General features: G+C 63.5%; 21 protein-coding genes and 1 pseudogene. 11 read left to right on the top strand and 11 right to left on the bottom strand.

Annotated elements, in window-relative coordinates:
- Positions 1 to 34: 34 nt before the first annotated feature.
- Both mnmE and AC1DTQ_RS06455 read left to right on the top strand, forming a co-directional pair.
- The gene (gene mnmE, locus AC1DTQ_RS06460; RefSeq protein WP_477849147.1) at positions 35 to 1,375 is read left to right on the top strand and encodes a tRNA uridine-5-carboxymethylaminomethyl(34) synthesis GTPase MnmE; all 1,341 of its coding nucleotides are present in this window, start codon (positions 35 to 37) and stop codon (positions 1,373 to 1,375) included.
- A gap of 90 nt (positions 1,376 to 1,465) precedes the next feature.
- Positions 1,466 to 2,464 carry an energy transducer TonB gene (locus AC1DTQ_RS06455; RefSeq protein ID WP_477848697.1) on the top strand — a complete coding sequence of 333 codons (999 nt, stop codon included), beginning with the start codon at positions 1,466 to 1,468 and terminating at the stop codon, positions 2,462 to 2,464.
- Between the two features lie 382 nt (positions 2,465 to 2,846).
- On the opposite strand, the gene AC1DTQ_RS06450 is transcribed toward AC1DTQ_RS06455, so the two are convergent.
- The 4 genes and pseudogenes from AC1DTQ_RS06450 to AC1DTQ_RS06435 form a co-directional block, all read right to left on the bottom strand.
- Positions 2,847 to 4,028: an ABC transporter permease gene (locus tag AC1DTQ_RS06450; RefSeq protein ID WP_477848696.1), complete on the bottom strand. Its 1,182-nt coding sequence runs from the start codon at positions 4,026 to 4,028 to the stop codon at positions 2,847 to 2,849.
- Positions 4,025 to 4,771, bottom strand: coding sequence for an ABC transporter ATP-binding protein (locus AC1DTQ_RS06445; RefSeq protein WP_477848695.1), 747 nt, complete (start codon positions 4,769 to 4,771; stop codon positions 4,025 to 4,027). The genes AC1DTQ_RS06450 and AC1DTQ_RS06445 overlap by 4 nt, the downstream gene beginning before the upstream one ends.
- Positions 4,768 to 6,228 carry an alpha/beta hydrolase gene (locus AC1DTQ_RS06440; protein ID WP_477848694.1) on the bottom strand — a complete coding sequence of 487 codons (1,461 nt, stop codon included), beginning with the start codon at positions 6,226 to 6,228 and terminating at the stop codon, positions 4,768 to 4,770. Before AC1DTQ_RS06440 ends, AC1DTQ_RS06445 begins: the two co-directional genes overlap by 4 nt.
- A 331-nt stretch (positions 6,229 to 6,559) precedes the next feature.
- A pseudogene (locus AC1DTQ_RS06435) lies at positions 6,560 to 7,379 on the bottom strand (FAD-binding oxidoreductase).
- Between the two features lie 35 nt (positions 7,380 to 7,414).
- Between AC1DTQ_RS06435 and AC1DTQ_RS06430 the strand changes: the two are divergent.
- From AC1DTQ_RS06430 to panE, 4 genes are read left to right on the top strand one after another with little or no spacing between them, the layout of a single operon-like run.
- The gene (locus tag AC1DTQ_RS06430) at positions 7,415 to 8,389 is read left to right on the top strand and encodes an ABC transporter ATP-binding protein (RefSeq protein WP_477848693.1); all 975 of its coding nucleotides are present in this window, start codon (positions 7,415 to 7,417) and stop codon (positions 8,387 to 8,389) included.
- Positions 8,386 to 9,171, top strand: coding sequence for an ABC transporter permease (locus AC1DTQ_RS06425; protein WP_477848692.1), 786 nt, complete (start codon positions 8,386 to 8,388; stop codon positions 9,169 to 9,171). Before AC1DTQ_RS06430 ends, AC1DTQ_RS06425 begins: the two co-directional genes overlap by 4 nt.
- Before the next feature lie 22 nt (positions 9,172 to 9,193).
- Complete coding sequence (locus AC1DTQ_RS06420; RefSeq protein WP_477848691.1) at positions 9,194 to 10,000, top strand: hypothetical protein; 807 nt, start codon at positions 9,194 to 9,196, stop codon at positions 9,998 to 10,000.
- Between the two features lie 41 nt (positions 10,001 to 10,041).
- A complete protein-coding gene (gene panE, locus AC1DTQ_RS06415; RefSeq protein WP_477848690.1) occupies positions 10,042 to 10,992 on the top strand; it encodes a 2-dehydropantoate 2-reductase in 951 nt (316 codons plus the stop codon).
- A gap of 100 nt (positions 10,993 to 11,092) precedes the next feature.
- Here panE and AC1DTQ_RS06410 read toward each other — a convergent pair whose 3' ends face one another.
- The 3 genes from AC1DTQ_RS06410 to AC1DTQ_RS06400 form a co-directional block, all read right to left on the bottom strand.
- Positions 11,093 to 14,086, bottom strand: a complete 2,994-nt coding sequence (locus AC1DTQ_RS06410; protein ID WP_477848689.1) for a TonB-dependent receptor domain-containing protein — start codon at positions 14,084 to 14,086, stop codon at positions 11,093 to 11,095.
- Between the two features lie 321 nt (positions 14,087 to 14,407).
- A complete protein-coding gene (locus tag AC1DTQ_RS06405; protein WP_477848688.1) occupies positions 14,408 to 15,223 on the bottom strand; it encodes a TatD family hydrolase in 816 nt (271 codons plus the stop codon).
- Between the two features lie 152 nt (positions 15,224 to 15,375).
- On the bottom strand, positions 15,376 to 17,133 hold the full coding sequence (locus tag AC1DTQ_RS06400; protein ID WP_477848687.1) for an endonuclease: 1,758 nt from the start codon (positions 17,131 to 17,133) through the stop codon (positions 15,376 to 15,378).
- 117 nt (positions 17,134 to 17,250) lie between these two features.
- On the opposite strand from AC1DTQ_RS06400, the gene hrpB reads away from it, so the two are divergent.
- Positions 17,251 to 19,848: an ATP-dependent helicase HrpB gene (hrpB, locus tag AC1DTQ_RS06395; RefSeq protein WP_477848686.1), complete on the top strand. Its 2,598-nt coding sequence runs from the start codon at positions 17,251 to 17,253 to the stop codon at positions 19,846 to 19,848.
- A 236-nt stretch (positions 19,849 to 20,084) separates the two neighbouring features.
- A complete protein-coding gene (locus tag AC1DTQ_RS06390) occupies positions 20,085 to 20,483 on the top strand; it encodes a hypothetical protein (RefSeq protein ID WP_477848685.1) in 399 nt (132 codons plus the stop codon).
- Between the two features lie 35 nt (positions 20,484 to 20,518).
- On the opposite strand, the gene AC1DTQ_RS06385 is transcribed toward AC1DTQ_RS06390, so the two are convergent.
- From AC1DTQ_RS06385 to AC1DTQ_RS06370, 4 genes are all read right to left on the bottom strand, one after another.
- A complete protein-coding gene (locus tag AC1DTQ_RS06385) occupies positions 20,519 to 21,055 on the bottom strand; it encodes a pseudouridine synthase (RefSeq protein WP_477848684.1) in 537 nt (178 codons plus the stop codon).
- Positions 21,056 to 21,203: 148 nt separating this feature from the next.
- Positions 21,204 to 22,061, bottom strand: a complete 858-nt coding sequence (locus tag AC1DTQ_RS06380) for a class I SAM-dependent methyltransferase (protein ID WP_477848683.1) — start codon at positions 22,059 to 22,061, stop codon at positions 21,204 to 21,206.
- Positions 22,062 to 22,127: 66 nt separating this feature from the next.
- A complete protein-coding gene (gene aceK / locus AC1DTQ_RS06375; RefSeq protein WP_477848682.1) occupies positions 22,128 to 23,834 on the bottom strand; it encodes a bifunctional isocitrate dehydrogenase kinase/phosphatase in 1,707 nt (568 codons plus the stop codon).
- 46 nt (positions 23,835 to 23,880) lie between these two features.
- Positions 23,881 to 24,750, bottom strand: coding sequence for a LysR substrate-binding domain-containing protein (locus AC1DTQ_RS06370; RefSeq protein ID WP_477848681.1), 870 nt, complete (start codon positions 24,748 to 24,750; stop codon positions 23,881 to 23,883).
- A gap of 66 nt (positions 24,751 to 24,816) precedes the next feature.
- Between AC1DTQ_RS06370 and AC1DTQ_RS06365 the strand changes: the two genes are divergently transcribed.
- The 3 genes from AC1DTQ_RS06365 to AC1DTQ_RS06355 are packed head-to-tail and all read left to right on the top strand — an operon-like array spanning position 24,817 to position 25,945.
- Positions 24,817 to 25,245, top strand: coding sequence for a hypothetical protein (locus AC1DTQ_RS06365; RefSeq protein ID WP_477848680.1), 429 nt, complete (start codon positions 24,817 to 24,819; stop codon positions 25,243 to 25,245).
- Positions 25,246 to 25,288: 43 nt separating this feature from the next.
- On the top strand, positions 25,289 to 25,633 hold the full coding sequence (locus tag AC1DTQ_RS06360) for a hypothetical protein (protein ID WP_477848679.1): 345 nt from the start codon (positions 25,289 to 25,291) through the stop codon (positions 25,631 to 25,633).
- A 9-nt stretch (positions 25,634 to 25,642) separates the two neighbouring features.
- Positions 25,643 to 25,945 carry an antibiotic biosynthesis monooxygenase family protein gene (locus tag AC1DTQ_RS06355; RefSeq protein WP_477848678.1) on the top strand — a complete coding sequence of 101 codons (303 nt, stop codon included), beginning with the start codon at positions 25,643 to 25,645 and terminating at the stop codon, positions 25,943 to 25,945.
- The last annotated feature ends 236 nt before the right edge of the window (positions 25,946 to 26,181 follow it).

The following is a 26,181-nucleotide window of genomic DNA, read 5'->3' as shown; positions in this document are numbered from 1 at the left end:
AGACTTCTACCCGATGATTGCTCCCGCGCCCACGATCGATCCGAATGCAGACACCATCGTCGCTGTCGCTACTGCGCCGGGCGCGGGCGGCGTCGGCATCGTGCGCTTGTCGGGTCCGCGCGCGCGCGCCATCGCCGAGAGCATATGTGGGCGCAAACTGCGCCCGCGCTACGCGCATTACGTGCGCTTCTCCGAACATGACGGCGAGCCCATCGACGATGGCCTGGCGCTGTCCTTTCCCGCGCCCAACAGCTTCACCGGCGAAGACGTGGTCGAGTTGCAGGCGCACGGCAGTCCGGTCGTGTTGCAGCAACTGGTGATGCGCGCCTGCGCGCTGGGGGCGCGGCATGCGCGCCCGGGCGAGTTCAGCGAACGCGCCTTCCTCAACGACCGGCTGGACCTGGCCCAGGCCGAGGCGATCGCCGATCTGATCGCCGCCTCCGACACGCGCGCGGCGCGCGCGGCCCGGCGTGCGTTGGAGGGCGTGTTCTCGCAACGCGTAGAGGCCATCGCCGATAGCTTGTCGGCCTTGCGCGTGCATGTGGAAGCGGCCATCGATTTCGCCGACGAATCCATCGACACGCTCGGCGGGCAAGCCGTGCGCGAAAAACTGGCAGCGGCGCAGGCCGACCTGTCGCGATTGCTGGCCGACGCTGAACGCGGCCGCAAACTCCGCGATGGCCTGCATGCGGTGATCGTGGGTCCGCCTAACGCCGGCAAGAGCTCCTTGCTGAACGCCCTGGCCGGCGGCGATCGCGCCATCGTCACCGATATTCCTGGCACCACCCGAGATGTTTTGCGTGAAACCATGCGCCTGGATGGTCTGGAACTGACGCTGGTGGACACCGCCGGCTTGCGCGAGGGCGGCGATGCCATCGAACGCGAAGGCATGCGCCGCGCACGCGCCGAACTGGAAACCGCGGATCTCGCCCTGGTGGTGCTGGACGCGCGCGACCCCGCCGCGGGGCTGTCGGCGGTGGCGGAGGTGCTGGCGACGGTGCCCCTGCGCCTGTTGATCCATAACAAGAGCGACCTGCTGGCTTCGCCACCAGCAGACACCGAGGCCGCGGTACATGTGTCGGCCCTCGATGGGCGAGGCCTGGAAACACTGCACGCCCGCCTGCGCGGTCTGGCCATGGGTAATGCGCAGGAGGCCGGTGCGGGGGAGTTCTCCGCGCGTGGCCGCCACGTCGACGCCTTACGCAGAGCGCAGGAACACGCGGATACGGCAAACCGTGAACTAGATCACGAAAGGCTGGAGCTAGCCGCCGAAGAATTACGGCTGGCTCACGAAGCCTTGGGCGAAATCACCGGGAGGATTTCGCCGGATGACATGCTGGGCCGCATTTTTTCCACTTTCTGCATCGGCAAATGAGCCTACGGAAGCCGACAAATGCGCTGGCATGCTTCATGCTTGGCTGGTATGGGGTTTTTTCCAATTGCTGCTTGTCTGGGGAGTAAACGAATGTCTGTTGTCACGATTTCAAAGAAGTCGCGCTGGATTGCGCTGTCGCTGGTGGTCGCGCTGGCGGCCTGTTCCAAGGACGAGCAGGCCGGCACGGAAGCGACCACGACAACGCCCACCGCTGCACCCGTAGCGGCCGCACCCGCACCGGCCGTATCGGCGCAGGTCCAGGCGATGAGCGCCGAACAACTGCGTGCCGCGGCCACCAAGGCGCTGAGCGAGAACCGCATCTATGCTCCGGGCGGCGACAACGCCATGGAGTACTACCTGGCGCTGCGCGACAAACTGCCCAGCGACCCGGCCGTGACCAGCGCATTGACCGATCTGATGCCCTATACGCTGATCGCTACCGAACAAAGCATTGGCCGTGAGGACTTCGTCGAAGCCCAGCGTCTTTCGGCGCTGCTCGAAAAAGCCGATCCCAAGGCGCCAGCGCTGCCGCGTCTGAAGCAAACCATCGCCAACGCGCAGCTGGCGGTGGCGGCACGCGCGGAAACTGAAAAAACCAAGGAAGTCACCGACGCCGAAGCCAAGGTGCTGGAAGAAAAGCGTCTGGCTCAACAGGCCGAACAGCAGCGCGCCGCTGCCGCGGCTCTGGCGACTCAGCAGCAGCAGGACACTGCACGTGCGGCTGAAGCCGAGCGCACCGCCGCTGCCCAGCGTGAAGCCGCTGCCGCTGCTCAGCGTGAAGCCGCTGCCCGCACCGCTGCTGCTACGCCGGCCACGGCCAAACCAGCTGCCAGCAGCACCTCGCTGAAGGTGGTCAGTTCGCCGTCGCCGCGTTACCCGCCCGAAGCCTTGCGCGCCGGCACCGCCGGTGAAGTGCTGGTGGAGATCACCGTGGGTACCGACGGCTCGGTGACCAATGCACGTGTGGTGCGCGCTAGCCCGCCGCGCGTCTTCGATCGCGAAGCGTTGAATGCCGTGCGTCGCTGGAAGTTCGAACCCATCGACGCGCCGACCACCACGCGCCGTACGTTGGCCTTCAATCCGGGTTGAGTAACGAAGGCAAGTTCTTTCGGGGGGGCCGGCGTAAGCCGGCCTTCTTTGTTTGAGTAGGGACGAAGTGAAGGGCGAGGACGCACCAGATGCGGTAACGGAAGTCGTGTTCCGGGCAGGAAACGAAAGCAGCCTGTTCTAATAAAGACCGTCATCCCGGCGCATGCCGGGACCCAACTCACAGCGCTTGGGCGGATTGGTCAGCGGCAGTAATGGAAGTGTTCTGAAGACGCATTCCAGTGCGCATCAATCATGCATATGCCGGTTGACTTAGCGCTCGTTCCGACATTGCATCAACCTAAAGTTGGGTCCCGGCATGCGCCGGGATGACGATCCGATTTTTGTTCGGCCGCTCGAGCTTGCTCGGCCGATTGAGCTGGAACTAACCCGAGATAGCCAATCGTTCCTGCTGATACCGCCGCGTCGCCGCGAACCACAGGATCGCCGCCAGTCCAAAGCCGGCTGCCAGGTAGAGCGCCCATTGCTGCATCGTGATCATTTCGCCGCGGACCACTTTCAGGATCAACTGGTTCTGCGCAAGGAAAGGCACCGCGAACTGCCAGAGCTGGGTCTTCACCGGGTTCACCATCAGCACGATGGTCGGAAGCATCGGCAGCAGCATCAGCCAGGTCATGTGACTCTGCGCTTCCTTCATGCTCTTGGCCGCAGCGGCGAGATAGGTCAGCAGCGTAGTGCCGATGAACACCATCGGCACCAGAATCAGGAGCAGTTTGGCGATGGCCATGAAGCTGACCTCCATCTGTCGGCCTACCGACGGCGACAGCAAGGCCCCCAACTTGAACGCTAGCAAGGTGAGCAGCAGCGAGATCAATGCGATCACGCATGCCGCGGCGATCTTGCCGCTGACGATGGCCCCGCGCGGTGCCGGTGTCGCCAACAGAGGCTCCAGCGATTGACGTTCGCGCTCGCCCGCAGTCGCATCAAGGATGAGCGAGACGCCGCCGAGGAAAGCGCTGATGATGAGGAAGTAAGGCAGGATAAAAGAGAGCATGCGACCGCGTTGCGCTTCGGGCGTGGCCAAGTCGGTCTGCCGTACTTGCAAGGCCGTCGCCGTGCCGGGACTGATCCCGCGTGCCAGCAAGCGCAGCGCCCCGGTCTGTCCGCCATAAGCGTCAAGCAGTCCGCGCAGGCGCCGCACCGGAATCTCGGCATCCTGGCGTGTGCTGTCCTGGATGATCTCCAGCGGAGCGGGCAGACTTTTCCGCCACTGCTCGGGGAATTCCGGACCGATCCGCAGGATTACGTCCTCCTCTTGGTTAGCGATGGCCGCATTGACGTCTTTCGGCGGCGTCTTGATGACGACGTTCTGGCCTTCCAGCCAGGCGATCAGGTTGGGCGCGTGCTCGCGTCCGACCACGGGCAGTTCCAAGGGCTTTTCGGTCTGGCTGCGCGCGCGGCTTTCTCCCAGCGTGCCCAGGCCGATGATCAACAGCGGCGTGAGCAACGGGCTGAGCCCCAGCGCAAGCAGCAGGGTGCGGCGGTCGCGGAAAATGTCGCGTAATTCCTTGCGCATCACGGTCATCAGGGCGCGAAGGGATTTCATGCGAGTAGTCCTTCTTCCGAGCCGATCGCTTTCACGAATGCGTCTTCCAGATTGTCCTCGCCGGTCAGCGCGCGCAGTTCGTCGGCGGTGCCCGAGGCCACCACCTGTCCGCGCGCGATGATCACGATGCGGTCGCACAGCGCGGCGACCTCTTGCATGATGTGGCTGGAGAAGACCACACAGCGCCCCTCCGCACGCAGCTGCTTGAGGAATTCGCGCAGGCCTCGCGTGGTCATCACGTCCAGGCCGTTGGTGGGCTCGTCCAGGATCACGTTGCCGGGGTTATGGACCAGTGCGCGCGCGATCGCGGTCTTGGTGCGCTGACCCTGCGAGAAGCCTTCGGTACGCCGGTCGATGAAGTCCTGCATGTTCAACGCTTGCACCAGGCTCTCGGTGCGAGTCGCGATCGTGGCCGCATCCAATCCATGCAGTTCGCCGAAATAGGCGATGTTCTCGCGTGCGGTCAGGCGCTTGTACACGCCGCGCGCATCGGGCAGTACGCCCAGCGCTCGCCTTACCGCTTCGGCTTCGGTCGCCGTATCGTGTCCGTCGACCAACACGCGGCCGCTGTCGGGCTTCATCAGCGTATAAAGCATGCGCAAGGTGGTGGTCTTGCCGGCACCATTGGGGCCGAGCAGGCCGGTGATCTCGCCATCGCGCGCTTCGAAGCTGACGCCATCGACGGCCTTGACCACCGTTTTCGCGGAAGCGAAGGATTTATGCAGAGCTTGTACGTCGATCATGGTTCCCATCCGTAAAAGCCGGTGAACGGCGGCGTATAGGCCAGCTTGGCCAGGCATTTGGCGTCGAGTTTGCTGGCATCAGCGGTGTCGATGAACTGCCCCATTAGCTTGGGCACGCAGCCGATGCCGATCACGTTGTGACCCTGTCCGCGCAATATCAGATGGCGTCCGTTTGGAAGCGACTTTGCCACCGCATCGCCGTAACGTGGCGGGGTGACCGGGTCGAATTCGCCCGATAGCAGCAACGCCGGTACCGCGGTCTTCAGTGGCGCGCGGAAACCCGCCGGACGCGTTCCCTTCGGCCAAACCGCGCACTGTGCGGTTAGGTAAAGGGAGAAGTCGTTGCCGAGCAGGGTGCCTTCGTCGGCGGGGTTGGCCTTGAGTTCGCTGCCGTCTTCGCTGCAGATCACCGACAGCTGCATGCCGATGGTGATGCTGTCTGCCATCTGGTCGCCCAACATTTTCGAAAGCGCCATCAGCGCGTCGTAGCGCCCGTTCGCAGCTTCGTTCAATTGCAGCGGCAGCAACGACGAAGCCAGCGGCATGTAGGCGTACATGCGCACCAGACCGGCTACCAGCGCAGGGGTGAGCTTTTCCTGCTTGCTTTCGCCGGTAATGCCATCGCGATACGTCACCAGCGGCGGATCGGTTTCCAATTTCGTCATCAAAGCACGCAGTTTCTCGCGTGGGTTGCCCATGCGCTGCACGCAGGCCGGGGTCTTGGCGCAGAGCGCGAACTGTAGATCCAGCGCGTCTTCCAGGTTTCGCGAAAACTCGTTGCCCAGCACCAGCGAGTTGGGCGCCACGCTGTCGAGCACAATCGTGCGCGTGCTGGTCGGATACCGGGCGGCGTACTGCTGGGCCACGCGCGTGCCGTAGGAAATACCTACCAGGTTGATCTGCGCGGCGCCGATCGCTTTGCGCACCGCGTCCAGATCCTGGATCGCTTCGCTAGTGGTGTAGAAGCGCGGATCGGCGCGTTTGAACAGCGAGGCCAGACAGCGCTTGGTGTAATCGCTGGCGGCCTGCGGCGTGGGCAGTTGGGTTTCGTCGAAAGGCTCTTGGCAGGTCAGCGCATTGGAGGCGCCGGTGCCGCGCTGGTCGACCAGGATGATGTGGTGCTTTTTGCGGGTTTCGGCGAACGCGCCGGCGGTTTGCGGATAGCTTTCCAGCGCCGACTGCCCGGGCCCACCGGCGAGCATGAAGACCGGATCGGGTTCGGCCGCATCGTCTTTGTCGGCGGGTATCCAGGCGATTTTCAGGCCGATTTTGCGGCCGTTCGGGGCGGCCGGATTTTCCGGCACTTGCAGCGTGGCGCACTGCGCGGCCAGCGCATCGCCGGAAAACGGCGTGCTCAGCGAGCAGGTCTTGAACTCCAGGGAACCCAGCTTGCGGGTCTGCGCGTCAGCGGCGCAGGCGAGGGTCAGCAGGGCAGCAGCAATCAGTATCCGACGCATGGCGTCTCCGGTGAGCGGTCTTCCAGACCCTTATGTTGTCACGACGGAGACGGGCGGCGGATGTGACCAAAGGCAGGGCAGTGGTTTTTCCTTCTCCCGCCGGCGCCCGAAGGGTGTGCAAGGCTGAGAAGGTGGCGCGAAGCGACGGATGAGGGCGTGAACTCTCAGCTTGTAGTAAAGCTTTGAATACCGGCCGTCATCACTTTCTGAAACCCGTATCGGCAAGTCACTCCCCGCCCTCATCCGCCCCCGTATCAAGTACGGGGCAGGCTCTACGGGCACCTTCTCAGCCGTGCACACCCTTCGGGCGCCGATGGGAGAAGGGAAGCGGTCATTTCGACGAAACGTACTTCTCGCGCCGGATCTGCGGAATCGGCAGGCCGTCGGCCTTCAACGATTCGAAGCAGGCGTCCACCATATTGGGATTGCCGCACAGGTAAGCGATGTCGGTTTCCGGGTTGGGCGAAAACTCGGCCAGGAACTGTTGCACGTAACCGCGGCGCACGTCGGCATGGGGGTTTTCCGGCAACTCGCGCGAGAAGCAGGGGACGAAGCGGAACCGCGGGTGGGCGTCGGCAAAGGCGCGGAAATCATCGCCGTACAGCAACTCTTCCGGGGTGCGCGCGCCGAACAGCAGCACTACTTCGATGCCGCGCTCGGCGATCAGTTTTTCCACTTGCGGCAACATCGCGCGGTAAGGGGTGACGCCGGTGCCGGTGCCGATGAAGAGATAACGCTTGTTGGCGTCGCCCGGCATCAGGCAAAAACGCCCGTACGGGCCGCTGGCGTCGATACTGCCGCCGATCTCCAGACCTTCGAACAAAGCGGTGGCCGCGCCGCCGGCCACGTAGCTGACGGCGATTTCCACGCTTTCGCCAGGACCGATGGCGTGGTCGTGGATGGTGGCCAGCGAATAGCTGCGCTTGGTGGAGGTGCCGTCGGCGTAGCTGAAATGCACCTGGATGAACTGGCCGGGGATGAAATCCAGCGGCTGGCCGTCGCCACGCGCGAACACGTAGTGACCGACGGAGGGCGCCAGCATGCGGCGTTCTACCAACTTGAGCGGGAAATGGACGATGGCCAAGGGTCGGAACCGGAACAGTCTGGTGCCGGGGACGGCCCGACGGGACGCCTATAATAAGCGCTTGCATACTCCGGGCGCCCCGTTGGCGCCGCAAGGCCCAATATGGTTGCTCCTCAAGCCGCGCCCTCCGCGGCCACCCCCGCTCTCTCCGTCACCGAGCTGCGCAAGACCTACGACACCGGCGTGCAAGCGCTTAAAGGCGTGTCGCTACAGGTCGCGCCAGGCGATTTCTTCGCTCTGCTCGGCCCCAACGGCGCCGGCAAGTCCACCTTGATCGGCATCGTCAGTTCGCTGGTCAACAAGACGGCCGGGGAAGTGGAGGTGTTCGGCGTCAATCTGTCCCAGGACCGCGACAGCGCCATGCGCCTGCTCGGCCTGGTGCCGCAGGAACTGAACTTCAACATGTTCGAAAAGCCCCTCGACATCCTGGTCAACTACGCAGGGTTCTACGGGCTGCCGCGCGCCGAGGCGCTGGTTCGCGCCGAGGAAGAACTCAAGCGGGCCCAGCTCTGGGACAAGGCCACCAGCATGTCGCGCACCTTGTCAGGCGGCATGAAGCGCCGGCTGATGATCGCCCGGGCCATGATGACTCGTCCTCGCTTGCTGATCCTGGACGAGCCCACCGCCGGCGTGGATATCGAGATCCGCCGCGGCATGTGGAAGACCTTGAAGGACATCAATACTGCGGGCACCACCATCATCCTCACTACGCACTATCTCGAGGAAGCGGAAAGCCTGTGCCGCAACGTGGCGATTATCGACCGCGGCACCATCGTCGAGCAGGGGCCGATGCGCGCGTTGCTGGCCAAGCTCGACGTGGAAGGTTTCGTATTCGATATCGATGGCGAACTGCCGGCGCAGCTGCCGGCGATCGAAGGCACCACCTTGATGGCCACCGACGGCCATACCCTGGATTTGGACATGCCGCGCGCGATGGATCTCAACCGCGTGTTCGCCGCATTGGGCGAGGCCGGCATCCGCGTGCGCTCCATGCGCACCAAGAGCAACCGGCTGGAGGAGCTGTTCGTGCGCCTGACCGGCGATGAAGCGGCGGCCAAGCGGGAGCAGGCGGCATGAACGAGACCACCGCGTTGCAGAAAAACTTCGTCGCCCTGGGCACCATCGTGCGCCGCGAGATCATGCGCATCCTGCGTATCTGGGGCCAGACCCTGGTGCCGCCGGCGATCACCATGACGCTGTACTTCCTGATCTTCGGCGGTCTGATCGGCTCGCGCATCGGCGATATGGGTGGTTACACCTACATGGAATTCATCGTCCCCGGCCTGGTGATGATGAGCGTGATCCAGAACAGTTACGGCAACATCTCCTCCAGCTTCTTCGGCGCTAAGTTCGGCCGCCATATCGAGGAACTGCTGGTCAGCCCGATGCCCAATTGGGTGATCCTGGGCGGCTACGTGGCCGGCGCGGTGCTGCGCGGGCTGATGGTCGGCGCCATCGTGCTGGTGATCGCCATGTTCTTCACCAAGGTGCGCGTGCCGCACCCCTTCATCACCCTGACCACGGTGCTGCTGGGCGCCACCATCTTCTCGCTGGCCGGTTTCATCAACGCGGTGTACGCGAAGAAGTTCGACGATGTGGCCATCGTGCCGACCTTCATCCTCACTCCATTGACTTACCTGGGCGGCGTGTTCTATTCGGTCAAGCTACTGCCGCCGTGGGCCGAAGCCGCCACCCATGCCAACCCGATCTTCTACATGGTCAACGCGTTCCGCTACGGGTTGCTAGGCACCAGCGACGTACCGGTATGGGTGGCTTATGCGCTGATGCTGATTTTCGTGGCGGTGTTGGGAGCGTTGGGATTGTGGTTGTTGAAGCGGGGCGTGGGGCTGCGGAGCTGACGGTGTGAGTGCTTGGTGGCTGTTGCTGTTGCTGCAGGCACAGGTGCCCGAGGAGTCGCTGGAGACGCGGCTCAGTCAGTATGCTCAGGAAGGCGAAACCTCGTTGATCCAGGCCTATGGCGAAATAATCGCCACGGCCCGCAGTTGCAGGTTTCCGGAAGTAGAGATCGAACGTCTGGAGCGGGAGATGAAAGCGCAAGAGATCGCGCGGACGGCCGCCGCCAGCGAGTCCTTCGATGCGGCCGAATACGCGGACGCATTCCAGGCGGGCGTATCGGCGATGCAGGAAAGGCTGGCCGTGGATACTTTAGAGACCGCGCCGGAAATGCAGGCGGAGGCCTGTCGACTGGCTCGAATTGATTTCGATTCGCTGCACCAAATCTACCGGACCGATTACGACGAAAGCCCGATTGCTGCTTCCGCAGAGGATGGTCCGACACAAAGCACCGAAAGTGCCGCCGAGCAGTCTGGCGCGGACCTTTATCAACAGGCGAAAGTCGACGGCACGCAGCTGGCACAGGCCCGCTACTGCGATCTGCCCCGGGAGACCGGAATCGCGCTGGCCGTTGCATTCGTCAACCGGGCGGAGCGCGTCGTGCGCCGCACCGGCGTGGCGCTGGACCAGAAGATGTACCTGGAGGGCATGGAAGCCGGTTTTCGAAGCACTGCAGAGTTGATGCGGATGGGTAACAGCCAATACGAATCGCAATCGCATTCGGTGCAAGATCAGGATCGCAAAGTCCGCTACGACGAGGACTGCCTCGAGATCAAGCGAGAGATCGATGAGGTCCTGGCGGCGGGCGCGGCAGCGGCAACGGTGGATCGGTAGCCCTGGAAATTCGGCAGTCCACTCAAAAGAGAGAATTCTCCATGCGCATTCTTATCCTGGGCGCCGGCGGTACAGGCGGATATTTCGGAGGCCGTCTCGCCCAATCCGGCGCCGATGTTACTTTCCTCGTACGCCCGGCACGCGCGACGCAGCTCGAACGGCATGGCCTACAGATCCGCAGTTCGCTCGGCGATGCGGATTTCCCGGTTGTGCATGCTGTCGCCGAAGAACTGAAGACGCTGGCGACCGAAAAGTCATTCGACCTGGTGTTGCTCAGCTGCAAGGCCTATGACCTGGACAGCTCGCTCGACGCCATCGCTCCGGCGGTCGGCCCGCAGACCGCGGTCATGCCCATCCTCAACGGCCTGCTGCATTACACGGCACTGGACGCGCGCTTCGGCTGCGAACGCGTGCTCGGCGGGTTGTGTTTCATCAGCGCAATGAAAGGTCCCGACGGCGAGGTGCTGCATCTCGGAAAACCGGCATCGATCACCTTCGGCGAGCGTGAAGGCAACCCCGACAGCGCCCGCGTACGCAACTTCGCGCGGCTGTGCGGGCAGGCCGGGCTCGATCATCTGGCCTCGCCAAACATCAGTCAGCAACTCTGGATCAAATATAGCTTCCTGACCGCGCTCGCTGCGGGCACCTGCCTGATGCGCGCGAGCGTCGGCGCTATCGTCGCAGGCGAGGGCGGCAGCGAGTTTATGCATGCGCTGTACAGCGAATGCTTGGCCGTGGCCGAAGCGGTGGGGCAGTCCGTTCCCGAAACCTCGCAGACGACGGCATTGGCCACGCTCACGCAAGCCGACTCGCCGGTGAAGGCATCGATGCTGCGTGATCTGGAAGCAGGACAACGAGTCGAAGCAGCGCACATCGTCGGCGACATGCTTCATCGCGCCCGCGCTTCCGGTATCGAGACGCCACTACTCAACGCTGCCTGGTGCAATCTGCAAGCCTACGAACTGAGCATGAGCCAAGTCTCTGCCGATTGACCGCGTTGATTCGAACTAGCGGCCGTAGCGCCGTTTCGGCACACAAAAAACTACGGCCCTCCGAAGAGGGCCGTAGAGAGGAGCGTATTACCCGTTAGGGTCAGAACTTCTGCGTGTACTTCATGTACACGAAACGTCCGATGTCGAAACCACCGTAGTACGAAACGTTCGCGCTCGGTTGGGTGTACATGACCGGCCCATAATGCGCGAATACGTTGTTGGCACCTATCGAGATGGTGGCATCCCAAGGCGCCTGCCAGCGGATCTGCACGTCATGGAACGTGTTGGAGCCCATACGGTTGCGGCGGAATACCGCGCTGGCCGGGCTTCCGTCTGCCAGGAACCCACCGGTGGGCTCATAGGAGACATGGTTGCATTCCAGACCCTCAATATTGGCTGCGCCCGGTACGAAGTAGGTGCAGGTTTCCTTCATCGAGGAGTAATAGCGTGCCATCCAGCTGATACCGAAAGCCCCGTATTCCCATCCCAGATTGAGGTTGGAACGGAGCCGGAACTGGCTGCCGAAGCCAACCGCGGAAGTCGCGTACGTCGGGGAATTCGTGCTGACGAAGAAATCCTTGGACGTGTAGGTGCTGTTGGAGACGACCGAGAAGCTTCCCCAGTTGTCGGTGCTCCACCGATAGCTGACATCAAAATCATAGCCTTCGATTTTGCGGAAACCGGCATTCTGTCCGCCGAAAGTCACCACCGGGATTCCCAACACGGGATCGCGCGTGAACAGTGCCGAAGAGCAACGGCTGGCGATCCCCTGCACGTAGCAGTCGTTGAGGATGTTGTTGGGCGAATCGGCCACGATGGTGTCGGCGATGCGCACTTTCCACCAATCCAAGGCCAGATTCAGGCCTTCGGCGAAGGAAGGACTCCAGACCGCGCCGATGGTCTGCGACTTAGACTGCTCAGGCAGCAGGGTAGGGTTGGAGCCCGAGGTGAAGGGCACTGGCGTTTGCGCGTTCGGCGCACCGACCGGCACCAATCCTTGTCCCAACTGGCGGTAGGTATTACCCAGTGCGCCCAGGTCACGCACGCAATTGGCGCGCGTGGTCGAGCCCGGGGTCGACTGCCCAAACACCACGTCGCAAGGGTCGGTGAAGTTGGTGAAGGTCTGCGAACCGCCGCCATAGAGGTCGGCGATGGTCGGAGCACGGAATCCGTCTGCCGCCGTTGCACGAATCATCAACGATTCGAACGGCTTCCACTTCAGCCCGATCTTGTTGTTGGTGGTATCGCCGAAGGTATCGTAGTCGGAGTACCGGCTGGCCAGATTCACGGTCAGTTCCTGCGCGAAAGGCATGTCGGCCAGGATCGGAACCTGCATTTCCAGATAAGCCTCGTCCACGGTGTAACCACCGTGGGTCGGTCCGGAAGACAGGTTGGTCGACTGTCCGGTCACCGCTAGCGCATCGGGTACGAACTTGCCCGACTCCTTGCGGTTCTCAAGACCGAAGGCGAAGCCCAGCTCGCCGGCCGGAAGGGTGAACAGAGAACCGGTGAGGTTGGCGGAGATGACCGTCGTGTCCGTTTGCCCAGTCGCATGCTCCTGCTGGAACAGGAAATTCTGCAGATCGGTGTTGTTGGTCAGGCCACCCTGGCCTTCGCGTCCGTACGGCAGGAAGGGATTGAACGGCACGCAATTCACGAAGTCGATCGGCGCAGCTGCGGTGCCGCATTGCACGCGGCCTTGGGCATTGAGGAACGACGGACCGATAGCAGCCCGCAAAGCCGGGATATTGGTGTTGCCAAAGGTCGATTGCACCAGCTTGTTCTGGTTCTTGAGATAGGACACGTCCCAATCGAAGGTGCGATTGATGAAGTCGAAGCTTCCTTCGAAACCGCCGACGAACCGATAGGTGGTGAGTTCCGAATCCGAAACTCGCGGCACTTCCCAAGTGCGACGCCACCAGTTCGAGATCGCCGCGCCGGTCGGATTGAAATAGCTGGTTGCGGCGAGTACCGCATTACCGCCACGGGAAGCCGAGCTTGCCTGTAGAGGATAACCAGCGACGGTACGCGTCGAGAGGCGGTTGCTGTACAGGAAATTGCCGCGGAAACGGACATGATCGGTAATGTCGAACACACCATCCACCCACAGCGCCTTGTCTTCCAAGGGGGTGCGCAGGTCGGTCTGCTGGTTGGTGTTGCTCTTGTCGGCGATCGAACCCGGAGCGCAACCGGTTTCCACCGTAGCGCCTACGCAAGTACCCGTGTTGATGTCCTGGCGACGGTAATCGGCCGGATTGCGCGGATTGCCGCCATCGCGGAGGACGACGCGGGTGCCGGTGGGAACGCCGGGAATCGGCGTGGTCGCGGTAGTGACAAAGCCGCCATATTGACCAACCGTGGTCCAGTTGTCGGTCGGGTGCAAGGACGAGCGCGGAAAGGCGCTGAAGTCGCGGGCGCTGGCCTTGACTTCTTCTTCGTCCCGCCATTCTGCCGCAAGGGTAAGCGACCCGCGGTCGCCGGTGAAGCCCATCACGAAGTCGCCCTTGGTGATCGCGCCATCGCCTTGGCCGTACTGTCCGAAGTAGGCGCTGCCGGTCGCTCCTTCGAAGTTGGTGCGCGTGATCACGTTGATGACGCCGGCGATCGCGTCGGAACCGTAGATGGACGAAGCGCCGTCCTTCAGCACTTCGATGCGCTCGACGGCGGAGATGGGAATGGTGGAGATATCAGACAGACCGCTGGTGCTGATACCCAGGCGTTTGCCGTTCAGCAGAACCAGGGTACGCGCTGCGCCCAGATTGCGCAGGCTGATGAAGGTGCCACCCGCGTTCTCGCCGGCGGACAGCGGGGATGCGCGCGAAATCGGCGGCGTACCCGTTGCGGTGATGTTCTGCAGGATGTCCGCCACCGACTGGAAGCCCTGCTTCTCGATATCGTTGCGGGTGATCAGTAAGACCGGCTGCGAAGTTTCGGTGTCGACCTGGCGGATGCGGGTGCCGGTGACTTCGATTCGGTCAAGCGTGGTGGCGGTATCGTCCTTCGCCGCTTCCTGTCCGTATGCTCCCCCTGCCGTGGTCCCCAGAACGAGCGCGACGACGATAGCGTCGCGCAGCTTGGTGGTTTTGCAATTCATTGTTTATCCCCGAATGAGTGCTATCTGTGAAATGGATCCCCTACCTGAGCGCCATATGCAAGGAGCGCCAGGAAACCCGATCCTAGCCCGAATTGCCTCTAACATTAAAGAATCGTGAAGATAGCGTAATATTGATTACGGAATGGCTGTGGATCCAGCCGGAGTTGCCCGGGAAAGCAGGTCAGCGACGGCAAAAACCTGCCGGCTTGCACCGGCGAAAGGGCGGCCGAACAGATTGCTCGCGGACCGGTCTAAGGTCCTACGGGGCGTTGTTGGTATATCAGGGTGGCCCGGACGCATTCGTCGCGGGGTTGTAGACCCTTAGGCGCTTGCGAGCGGCAGGCGCATGAATGCCAGCGCGGTCGCGGTTGTGGCCGCTGCCGTGGCCGCCACGTCTTCGCCGCGGTCGCGGGCCAGCTCTTCCACGATATGCGCCAGATACTTCGGTTCGTTGCGATGGTGCGAGGGTTTCGGCTTGACCGTGCGCGGCAGCAGGTAGGGCGCATCGGTTTCGATCATCAACCGATTCGCGGGAATGCTCTTCACCAGTTCGCGCAGATGCAGGCCACGGCGCTCGTCGCACAACCAGCCGGTGATACCGATATGCCAGTCGCGGTCCAGATAATCGAACATCTCCTCGCGGCTACCGGTGAAGCAATGCACCACCGCCGGCCCGATCCGTCCTTCGAAACTCTTCATCACCGCCATGAAATCGGCGTGCGCGTCGCGCTGATGTAGGAACAGTGGCTTGCCCAAGCCTTCGACAGCGAGGTCAGACGCCAGCTGCAGTTGGCGCTCGAACGCGCGCCGTTGCGCCGGGCGCGGCGAGAAATCGCGAAAGTAGTCCAGTCCGCATTCGCCCACCGCCACCACTTCCGGGTGCGCGTGCAGGGCACGCAGCTCGGCATCGCATTCGTCCGTGTACTCCACCGCATGGTGCGGATGCACTCCGGCGGTGGCGAACAGAAAACCGGGATGGGCCTGGGCCAGCGCCAACGCCTTGGGCGAATGCTCGCGGCTGGCGCCGGTGACCATCATCCGCACCACGCCGGCATCGCGCGCGCGTTGCAGCACGGCGTCGCGGTCGTGGTCGAAGCTGTCGTGGGTGAGGTTGGCGCCGATATCGATGAGTTGCATGCGGAGAAGTTTAGAGCGCGTGGTGAACTTTGGGTCTCCCTTCCGATGATGGGAGAGAGGTTAAGACTCGGCTCTTCGCGAAAAGCGAGGCCCTCACCCTGCGCTTCGCGCGTCCCTCTCCCGCATTGCGGGAGAGAGGTTTCGGTCGGCGATTAGTTCAACTGGCAGGACGCCGGCTGGCTCGAAGTGAACAGCGCCGAGGTCGCCCACTCCGGATGGTCGATGAAGGGGTTGCGGTTGCCCTGGAAGCTGTAGATCACTTCATTGCGCTCGCGCTCGGCCGTATCCGGCGGATCGGCCTGATGCCACACCAGCAAGGTGGAAAGCAGGCCCATGTAGGCGGGCGATGCGGAGGTGATGACGATCAGGCTGCGATTGTCGGTGAGCTCCAGATCGGGTTCGGACTGGCCGTTGCCCGGATGGGTGCCGCCCTCGTAGCGGATCGCCATGTACATCACCGCGCGAGCGATATCGCCGCGGCGATGGCCCCAGGCTTCGAACGAACCGCTGTTGCCGTCCGGGCCCTTGAACCAGTTGCCGTTGCCCGGATAGGTGCCGCTGCCGCCGCCGAAGCCGTTGTTCGACTCGGTGGCGCGCTCGCTGCAACCGGACGACTGCGCGCAGGCCGCGTACGGCTTGTTGCCGCGGTCGGAGTTGTAGCCGGTGTCGCTCAGGTAAAGCATGTGGGTATCGGTGTACGGCGCATACGGCAGGCCCAGATCGCCGGTGGCGCTGCCGAAGCCGAGCGAATTGGGCCAGGTGTGCTCGCGGTTGTAGGTGATGCCGGTGCCGGTGCCCGCTCGCTCGCTGCCCTTCAGATAACTGCGATTGCGATAGACATCGAGAATGCGGCCGGCGTTGTTGGGGTCTTCGTCGGCGATTTCGAGAATGGTCCAGGTGTTGGTGGTGCCGCCGCTGTACGGATACGCGGTGTGGCCCTTGATCGTGGCATGCAGCGAGCAGCGCAATTGCGGCGCGCTGCTGGCGTTGACGTGCGAATAGTAGCTACCGCCACCGCTGCCGCTGGCCACGCTGAAATCGATCGCCGTGTCCTGCGCGGGATGCGCGCCGCCGGCGTCGGACACCTTGCTGGCCACCACGCGGAAGGTGCAGCTTTCGCCGGCGTACAGCGCGGTGTTGGTGGAAACGAGGAAACTGCCGCCCGAGCTGGCATGCGTCAGCGCCACATTGCCCGAGGTGCCGCAAACCAGGGTGAAGGCGCCACTAGTCAGGGTCACCGTTTCGCTGAAGCCGACCGAAAGATCGCCCGCGGCGGGAAAATCGGTCGCGCCCTGCACAGGCGTGGTGGCGGTCACCACTGGCGGCGGATTGGGGGCGGTGAAGGTCTGATTGTTGTTGCAGCCACCGAAGGTCTGCGTCGCCGAATTGCGCCAAGTGAAGTTGGCCAGACTGCCGCTGCCGCCCAGCTGCAGTGAAGTACCGGCGGCGGTGCTACCGGTCTCCGATACCGGCAAGTTACTGCTGGTGAGGCCCGCGGCCGGGCCATTGCTGGCGGTGATGGCGCCTTCGTAGCTCAGGAACTGGACCACGTTGCCGCTGCCGTTCACCAGCGCCATGCCGTCGTTCGAACCATTCTGGATGCCGTTGCTGGGGTAGCTGAGCGTAGCGATGCGCACGCTGCCGCCGCAGCTCACCAGACTGCCGGCGGGCACCAGGTCGTTGTCGTAAGTGGTCGCCGCGCTCGGCGAGGAACCGTTGTACAGGTAGATGCGGTAGGTGCCGAGGCTCTCGCCAGCCGTGGCGACCACCTCGATGCGTTCGCCGACATCGCCGCTGGAGGTCGCGTCGTCGTAATGCACTTCGTTGATGAAGACTTCGGCGTGGGCGTAGCCGCACAGCGGAAGCAGGGCGAGGGCGAGCAGGCGGGAAAAAGCGCGTGTAGACGACATCGGCGAATCCTTTCGAAGGGGTCTGGCCGCAATCTAGCTCATGCCGATGACAGCTGCTACCGCACTCCGTCGCACTCCGGCCCAGCAATATGCGCGAGTTCCCGTTAGCCTTTGTCGATGAGTTCGCCGTCTTTTCCTATCCACGCCCTGCTGCCGCAGATCCGCACCTCGCTCGCCGCGCATTCGCGCCTGGTGCTGGAAGCGCCACCCGGCGCCGGCAAGACCACCCAGGTGCCGCTGGCCCTGCTCGATGAGCCATGGCTAGACGGACGCAAGATCGTGATGCTGGAACCGCGCCGGGTGGCCGCGCGCGCCGCCGCCGGCTTCATGGCCGGACAGCTCGGCGAAGCGGTGGGCGAAACCGTGGGTTACCGGATCCGTTTCGAGAACAAGATCTCCGCGCGTACCCGGATAGAAGTAGTCACCGAGGGCATCCTCACCCGCATGCTGCAGGACGACCCCATGCTCGAGGGTGTAGGCGCCTTGCTGTTCGACGAATTCCACGAGCGCCACCTCGCAGGCGATCTGGGCTTGGCGCTGGCGCTCGACGTACAAAAGGAGTTGCGAGAAGACCTGCGCATCGTGGTGATGTCGGCCACGCTGGATGGCGAAAAGCTGGCGCGTTTTCTCGAGGCACCCAGGTTGAGCAGTGAAGGTCGCAATTATCCGGTGACGGTCGCGTACTTTTTGGGACGACGCGATGAGTCTCTTGAGTCGCGGGCCCGTCGTGCGGTGGAGGAGTCGCTGGAAAAACATCCAGGCGATGTGCTGGTTTTCTTGCCGGGGCAACGCGAGATAGCCAAAGTGGAGGCGGCGTTAAGCCCCTCTCCCCTCGGGAGAGGGGTTGGGGTGAGGGTACGGCGGAGTAGCGATGGTCCGGACATAGCTGACTCCGCCGTACCCTCATCCGCCCCTTCGGGGCACCTTCTCCCGGAGGGAGAAGGGAAAGAGGTTGTCCTCCTTCCCCTCCACGGCGAACTCTCCGTCGAACAGCAATCCCAAGCGCTGCAGCCCGACCCGCAAGGCCGTCGCCGCGTAGTGCTGGCCACCAACGTCGCCGAATCCAGCGTGACCTTGCCCGACGTGCGTGTGGTAGTCGACAGCGGCCTGGCGCGCGAGCCGCGTTACGACCCCAGCAGCGGTTTCGCACGGTTGGAGATCGTCAATATTTCGCAGGCTTCGGCCGATCAGCGTACCGGCCGCGCGGGCCGTGTCGCCGAAGGTTGGGCTTATCGCCTATGGCCGCAATCGCAGCGGCTGGAACCGCAACGCCGTCCCGAGATCGCGCAGGTGGAGCTGGCGTCGCTGGTGCTGGAACTCGCCGCTTGGGGCAGCGACGAATTGCGTTTCGTGGACGCGCCGCCCGCCGGCGCCCTGTCGGCAGCGCGCGATCTGTTGCGCAGTTTGGGCGCGCTTGCCGATTCGAATTCCATTACCGCACTGGGCAAACGCATGTTGACGCTTGGTACGCATCCGCGATTGGCGGCGATGCTGCTGTCGGCGCAGGGCGAAGAAGACCGAGCGTTGGCCTGCGATCTCGCCGCGCTGGTGGAAGCGCGCGATCCGCTGCGCAGCGGCGGCGACGCGCTCGCCGCGCGTTGGCGCGCGCTGTCCGCCTTTCGTCAGGGCCGAGTTGCCGGCGATGCGCATCGTTCCGGCCTGGCCGCGATCGATGCGGCAGCCAAACAATGGCGCCGCCGATTGCGGGTCGACGGCACGGCCCCGCGCGAAATCGAAGCGCATCGCCTCGGCGATCTGTTGGCGCATGCTTTTCCGGACCGCATCGGCCATCAGCATCCGCTCGACCCGCGCCGCTATCAGCTGGCGAATGGACGCATGGCGCGGGTGTTCGACGACAGCGCTATTTTCGGCGAGCCCTGGCTCGTGGCCAGCGAGCTGCGCTACGAAGCCAAAGACGCATTGATCCTGCGCGCTGCGCCGGTCGATGAGGCGCGGCTACGGCAGGAATTCCCGCAACGTTTCGTCACCGAAGATGCGGTGCGCTGGGACGCGGCAAAGCGCGCGCTATCGGCGCAGCGCGAAACCCGCTTCGACCAGATCGTGCTGGAAACCAAGCCGGCCGGTCGCGTCGATCCCCAGCATGCCGCCGCCGCGCTCACCGAGGCGGTGCGCGAACTCGGCCTGGAATCGTTGCCGTGGAGCGATTCACTGGCGCAATGGCGGCAACGCGCACGTTGCCTTCGCGATTGGGTGCCGGGGGAAGGATTCCCCGATCTGTCGGATGAAGCCCTGCTCGAGACGCTGTCCGACTGGCTGCAACCTGCTTTCGTGGGCAAGACCCGCCTGGAAGCGTTGGGCGAAGACGAACTGGCCGATGCGTTGAAATCCCGGGTCGAATGGTCCCAGCGGCAACGTATCGACTTGCTGGCGCCGCCACGCATCGTCGTGCCTTCTGGCATGGAACGCAGAATCGAATACAGCCACGGTCAGTCGCCGGTGTTGGCGGTGAAATTGCAGGAACTGTTCGGTCTGGCCGACACGCCACGCGTGGCGGAAGGACGCATCGCGGTGACGCTGCATCTGTTGTCGCCAGGCGGCAAGCCGTTGCAGGTCACGCAGGACTTGCGCGGCTTCTGGGAGCGCACCTATCCGGAAGTGAAGAAGGAAATGAAGGGACGCTACCCCAAACATCCATGGCCGGACGATCCCTGGACCGCACAAGCAACCCATCGCGCCAAGCCCAGAGGCACGTAATCGTCGGCGTCCGCATGCCCCACCCGTGGCGACGGTGTTGCCGAAAGGTCGCGAAAGGTCTCCTATGGCGCGGCCCGATGATCCATGGTCGGCGATCGCTACGCATCGCGCCAAGCCACGCGGCACGTAGCGCATCGTATTCAGCGCGCGGTCGGTCAGCGGTACGGGCGCTAACATGTCCTGAACATCCGGCGGCGGACACTGCCCTCCTCGACATGCACACAAGGAGCACCCGCATGAGCAAGCTCACCACCATCACCGACCGTGCCATGGACCTGGTCAGTCAGGCCGGCACCAGCCTCAAGCACGTCGGGCCCAGCGCCAGCAAACTGCTGCAAACCGGTGCCGCGTTAGGTGCAGTGAAGACCGGTGGCCGCGTGGCGGTGAAGTTCGTCCGCCGCAACCCGATCGTGGCGGTCGCCGCCGCGCTCGGCGTGGGCGTGCTGGCTTACGCCGCACACCGCAAGCGCAAGAGAGATGAGGCGAATGCGCCGATCGAGGGTCGTTCCAAGCGCATCGAAGCCAAGCGTGTGAACGGTACCGGCAAGGCACGCAAGACCACGACGTCGACCTCCCGCACCACCACCCGCGCACCGCGCCCGCGCAAGGCAACGACGCCTTCCGCCGAAGCTTGATCGAAGCCTTCGTAGGAGCGCCCCATGAGGCGTTCCTACATTGGCATCCATTGGCCGGGCGCGAGTGCACCCAGGCTGTAGTCGCCGATCGAAATTCGGACCAACCGAAGCGTCGGCAGCCCGACCGCCGCCGTCATCCGCCGCACCTGCCGGTTGCGGCCTTCGGTGATGGTCAGTTCGATCCAGGCATCCGGGATGGTTTTACGGAATCGCACCGGCGGATCGCGCGGCCATAGTTCCGTTGGTGTTTCCAGTGCGCGCGCCTGTGCCGGCAACGTGATGCCGTCGTTCAACTGTACGCCTTCGCGCAAGGCCGCCAGCTTGTCGTCGTCGACTATGCCTTCGACCTGCACCCAGTAAGTCTTGGGTTGTTTGTGCTGCGGATCGGTGAGGCGATTGGCCAGCGCGCCGTCATTGGTCAATAGCAACAGGCCTTCGCTGTCGTAGTCCAGGCGACCGGCGGCGTACACGCCGGCCGGCAACCCGAACTCGGCCAGCGTTCGCCGCGCGGGTTCGCTGCGGTCGGTGAACTGGCAGAGGACGTTGAAGGGTTTGTTGAGGGCGATGAGCATAGGCTTCCCTTCTCCCTCCGGGAGAAGGTGGCGCGTAGCGCCGGATGAGGGCGGGAGAACTCAAGCTCACGGAAACTACGTTACAAGCTGATATCCCATGTCCTCATCCGCCCTTCGGGCACCTTCTCCCAAGGGGAGAAGGAAGAGGTCAACTGGCGGGCTTCACGAACCGCAACGTCATCCGGTCGCTTTCCCCGATTGCCTTGTACTTGGCATCGTCCGCGGGTTCGTGGTCGTTCACCGGCGGCAAGGTCCATACGCCGTTGGGATGGTCCTTGGTGTCGCGTGGATTGGCGTTGACCTCGCTCTTTTCCTGCAGCTTGAAGCCTGCCGCCTCGGCCATCGCGATCACCTGCGCCTCGCCCACATAGCCGCTCTTGTCGTTGGCGGGCACGTCGGCCTTGGCGCGATGTTCGACCACGCCCAATATCCCACCCGGCTTGAGCACGGCGAAGAAACCCTTGAACATACCCTCGGCCTGGCCCGCACTGCGCCAGTTGTGCACGTTGCGGAAGGTCAGCACCAAATCGGCCGAATCGGCAGGACCGAACACCGGCGCTTTGGGATCGTAGCCGACGATCTTCGCCTTTGCGTACTGCGCCGCCGCGGCGCCGAACTTGGTCTCCAGCGTGGTCTTGTTCTTCTGCTGGTAATCGCGGCTTTTGCCTTCGGCCACGCTGGCAGGATCGACCACCGCGGCGATGTACTGGCCACTGTCGTGCAGGTAGGGCGCCAGGATCTCCGAATACCAGCCGCCGCCGGGAGTGATCTCGATCACCGTCTGCGCAGGCGAAAGGCCGAAGAACGACAGCGTTTCCTTCGGGTGGCGGTAACCGTCGCGCGCAACATTGGCTGGATCGCGCCAGCTACCCGCCAGCGCGGTATCGAGGGCGGAAGCCGCAGTGGCTTCACTCTTCGCTGCGGGTGCGGGCGCGCCCTGCGCGTGGGCACCGGTCACCGCGGACAGGGCTACGGCGACACCAAGAAAAAGGGAGAGACGATTCATGCAGCGGACTCCGCGTTGAAAGTGCGGCGAGCCTAGCATGCGCTCCGGTAAACGCGCGTTGCGCGATCAGGCCAGCCGCAAGGCGTCCGGGTACGGCGGTGTGTCCGGATAGTCGCCGGCCTTCAAGCGAGTCTGGAGTTCCTTCCACCACTGCACATCGAAGATCTCGCCATGCGCGCTCTTCAACGCCTCCATCAATGGAGGCGACAGGCCGAGAAACTTGGGGAACTGCTCCGGAAAGATGTCGTTGGGCGCCGCATAGAACCAACCGTCCTCCATCTCCTCCTCGTGGTGATGCGGCTGCGGGATGGCGCGGAAGTTGCACTCGGTCATCAGGCACAGCTCGTCGTAGTCGTAGAACACCGCGCGGCCGTGTCCGGACACGCCGAAGTTCTTCAGCAGCAAGTCGCCAGGAAAGATGTTGTTGCGGGCCAGGTCCTTGATCGCCTGCCCGTAGTCGATCGCGGCCAGGCGCGCTGCCTCGGGCTTCTGTTCGCGCACGTACAGGTTCAGCGGGCGCATGCGCCGCTCCACGTAACAGAGATGCACGACGACGTCTTCGCCGTCCTCACTGATGCCGTTGGCGCAGCTCTCGCGCAACTCCTGCAGCAACGCCGGCGCGAAACGCGCGCGCGGAAAACGCAGGAACCGGTAGGGCTGCGCGTCCACCAGCCGGCCGACACGGTCGTGGTGGAAGACCAGCGAGTACTTGGCTTCCACCTGCGCACGGTTCATTTCTTTCGGGTACGCGAAACGGTCGCGTATCACCTTGAACACCAACGGATAACTGGGCAGGGTGAACACCGCCATGACCATGCCGCGTTCGCCTTCGGCCTGGGTCAGCTGTTCCTGACGCTGGGTAGCGAAGTGGCGGAAGAAGGTACGGAAGCGTTCGGTCTTGCCCTGTTTGGCCCGGCCCAGCACGGTGTAGATTTCATCGATCGGCTTGCCCGGCAGCAGCGTTCGCAAGAACACCACCGCATCGCCCACCGTACCCAGGTCGGCATGGAAATAGCTGCGCGAATAGCTGAAGAGGTGCACCACGTCGGCACGATGGGTCAGCACTGCGTCCACGCGCAGGCCGCCGGCGTCGTTGACCAGCGCGATCACGAACGGGGAGAAACGGTGCTCGCCGAACACGCGGCCGATCAGGTAGGCGCGGCGCTCGCGGTAGAACACCGTGTCCAACAGTTCCACCGAACGCAGCGGATTGGGTCCCCAGTGCGCCAAATCGTCCTGCAGGCGAACGACAATCGCCGCCGCGCAACGGGTGCGGTGCGCGTAAGGCACGTTGAAACGGTAGTCGCCCAGCACCCGGGTGAAGGTGTCGACAGGGCGCAGTTCCGACACTGCATAGCTATGCCTTTCCACCGGATGGGTGATGGCGTCGGTGGGCTCGATGTCCAGGGCCACGAACTCCACCGTCGAATCCACGCCCTTAGTGCTGAAGAAGCGACGAGTCAGCGTGTTGTAGAAGGTCTTGAATAGTTCGCGGTCGATCAGGCCGCCGATCAGGCGTTCGTAGGCGTCGCGTATCGAAGACCACAAGGCATGATCGTGCGCGCGCCCCTGCAGGGTCGCCTCCAGGCGCAACATGCATTCGGCGATGCATTGGTCGTACAGCTCGATGCGCTCGACCGCGTCGATACGCGCCGCGGCCCAGTCGCGCGTCTCGAAACGCAGCTTGGCTCGCCGGCTGATATCGGCGAAGCGGGCGTGATAGTCCTCGAACGCGTCGCGGATGATCGTGGCGTAGATGTCGGCGGCTTCCATGACCGCATCGTAATCTCAATCGGTCCGCAGGCAGTCGCGTCTGCGTTTACCGAGCAGTCGCCTGCTCCAACAGCCAAGTGCGCATGGCTTGGAATCCGGGAAGCTGCAGGCTGCGCTCCGGATACACCAGATAGTGCGCGAACTCGGCCTTGAGCCGCTTGCTCGTCAACCGCACCAAGCGCCCGCTATCGATCAGCGGCTGGGCCAAGGTCAATCGCGCCAGCGCCACACCCAGGCCTTGCGCTGCGGCCTGGTGCAGGGTTTCGGTATCGTCGAAGGCGGCGACATACCGCACCGGCACGTTGCCGCCGAAGGCCGCGAACCAGTCCTTCCAGCGATTGGCCGGATCGCCGAGCAAGGGCAGCGTCGTGATCTTGGCCAGCGCTGGTTTGCCGTGCTGCTGCACGAAGGCGGGGCTGGCGACCGGCGTGATCCATTCGTCGAACAGGAATTCCGCGGTGATTCCCGTCCACTTGCCGGCGCCCAGGCGCAAGGCCGCATCGACGGGCTCGCGTTCGAAGTCGACCACGTGCGTGCTCGCCTGCAAGCTGAGGCCCAGTTCCGGATGGCGCGATAGGAATCCGGGCAACCGCGGCACCAGCCACGCCGTGGCCATCGATGGAATCAGGCTGAGCGTGAGCAGGTTGTCGGTGCGCGCGCTGACCCGGCGTAACGCGTGCTCGATGGCGTCGATGGGTTCGGCGACCGCATCGAACAGCCGCTGTCCTTGCGGGGTCAGGACCACGCCGCGCGGGCCGCGCGCCAACAGCTGTTGGCCCACACGTTCCTCCAGCAGACGCATGCGATGGCTGAGGGCGCTGACGGTCAGGTGCATCGCCTCGGCCGCGCGGGTCAGGTTGCCGAGACGGGCGGCGATGACAAAAGCATCTATTTGGTCCAGTGGTGGCCGGCTCATCTTGAATATGCCTCAAGTCTGACTTGCTGAAGTTTCGCTTTTTCAAGGCTAAGGATGAGCCTAACTTTGCTGTCATTCAAGCCGGATGGGCCGGCGAAGGAGAAGATCATGGCTAGCAGCTTCTACAAATCCTGGTGGCGGGAAATGGGCGCCATCAGCCGCGGGATGATGTTCATCGAAGGCAATCTCGCCGACCCAGCATCGCTGGATCGTACCGCGCCGGCCGCAAGACAGGTCGGGGGAGCGGAGGATCGACCTGAGGATCGACCTCTAGCGATCTCCGTCGGGCTTCGGAAACAAGCTAGTCGCGCGTACCGGAATCTCCTGCTTTTGGGCGGGCGTCCGGCAAGCACCGGCCATAACGACGACATCGACGAACCCTTCCCGCAGATCGACGACGACGAGCCTGCGCCAGAGCAACTGGGTCACGTCCACCGATCCGCTTCGTTCCCCTACGGGAAGTCCACCCAATCGCAAACCTGCGCGACCTGCTGAACAAGCGGCAGACCGCCATGCAGGAATGCATGGAGTCCACACCATGAATACCAACTTCGTTATTCCACTGACCGCTTTGGCAGTGCTGGCAACGGCCACCGCGGCGGCCAGTCGCATAAGCTTCCCAGCGAACGTAGCGGTCGATGGCCGCATCGTCGATCTGCCCGTCGTCAGCGTGCGCGCATCGCCGCAGGATGTCGCCTATTTCCGGGCGCACCGCATCGTAGATCTCCCCCGGATTACGGTGTATCCGGAATCGACCGACCTGGCGTTGTTCCTGGCGACCGACTCGGTGCGCATCGTTCACGTGTCGGTTTCTCCACCATCGGCCCTGCTGGACAGGCGGGTGGCGGTGGCCACTTCCTTTGATGCGCTGGCAGTGCGCTGAGGTGCCGTCGTGATCGCGCGTCTCTGGCATGGCGTCACTCTGGCCGAAAAATCCACCGAATACCTGGCCTTCCTGCAGGCACGCGCCGTTCCCGACTATCGCTCCACGCCGGGCAACGTCTCGGTGGAAATCCTGCATCGCAGCGCGGGCTATGTGACTCATTTCCTGATCGTCACGCATTGGGAATCGGCTGAAGCCATCACCGCCTTCGCGGGTAGCGACATCGCGCTGGCAAAGTACTACCCCGAAGACCGCGACTTCCTGCTCGAGTTCGAGCCGAGGGTGGAGCACTACGCCTTGGAACAAACGTAGAAAAGCGCAGGACTTGAGAGGAGCGAGGTAAGTCGCGAGTCCGGAGAGACAGCGTGTCAGCATCATGATGAGTGGATCAAACCCCTCTCCCGCGAGCGGGAGAGGGTGCCGAAGGCGGGTGAGGGAAGAGCGAAGCAGGAGGATTTCGTTGTCGACCGGGCGGTTACGTCATGAAGGTTTCTTGCGTTGTGACCTCGCGTGTATCAGCAGATGGCCGCGCCATCGCCCCTGCGGCC

The organism is Pseudoxanthomonas sp. P4_B2 (assembly GCF_056402315.1).
The sequence above is the reverse complement of the archived record's forward strand: the minus strand, read 5'-3'. Positions and strand labels throughout refer to the sequence as shown.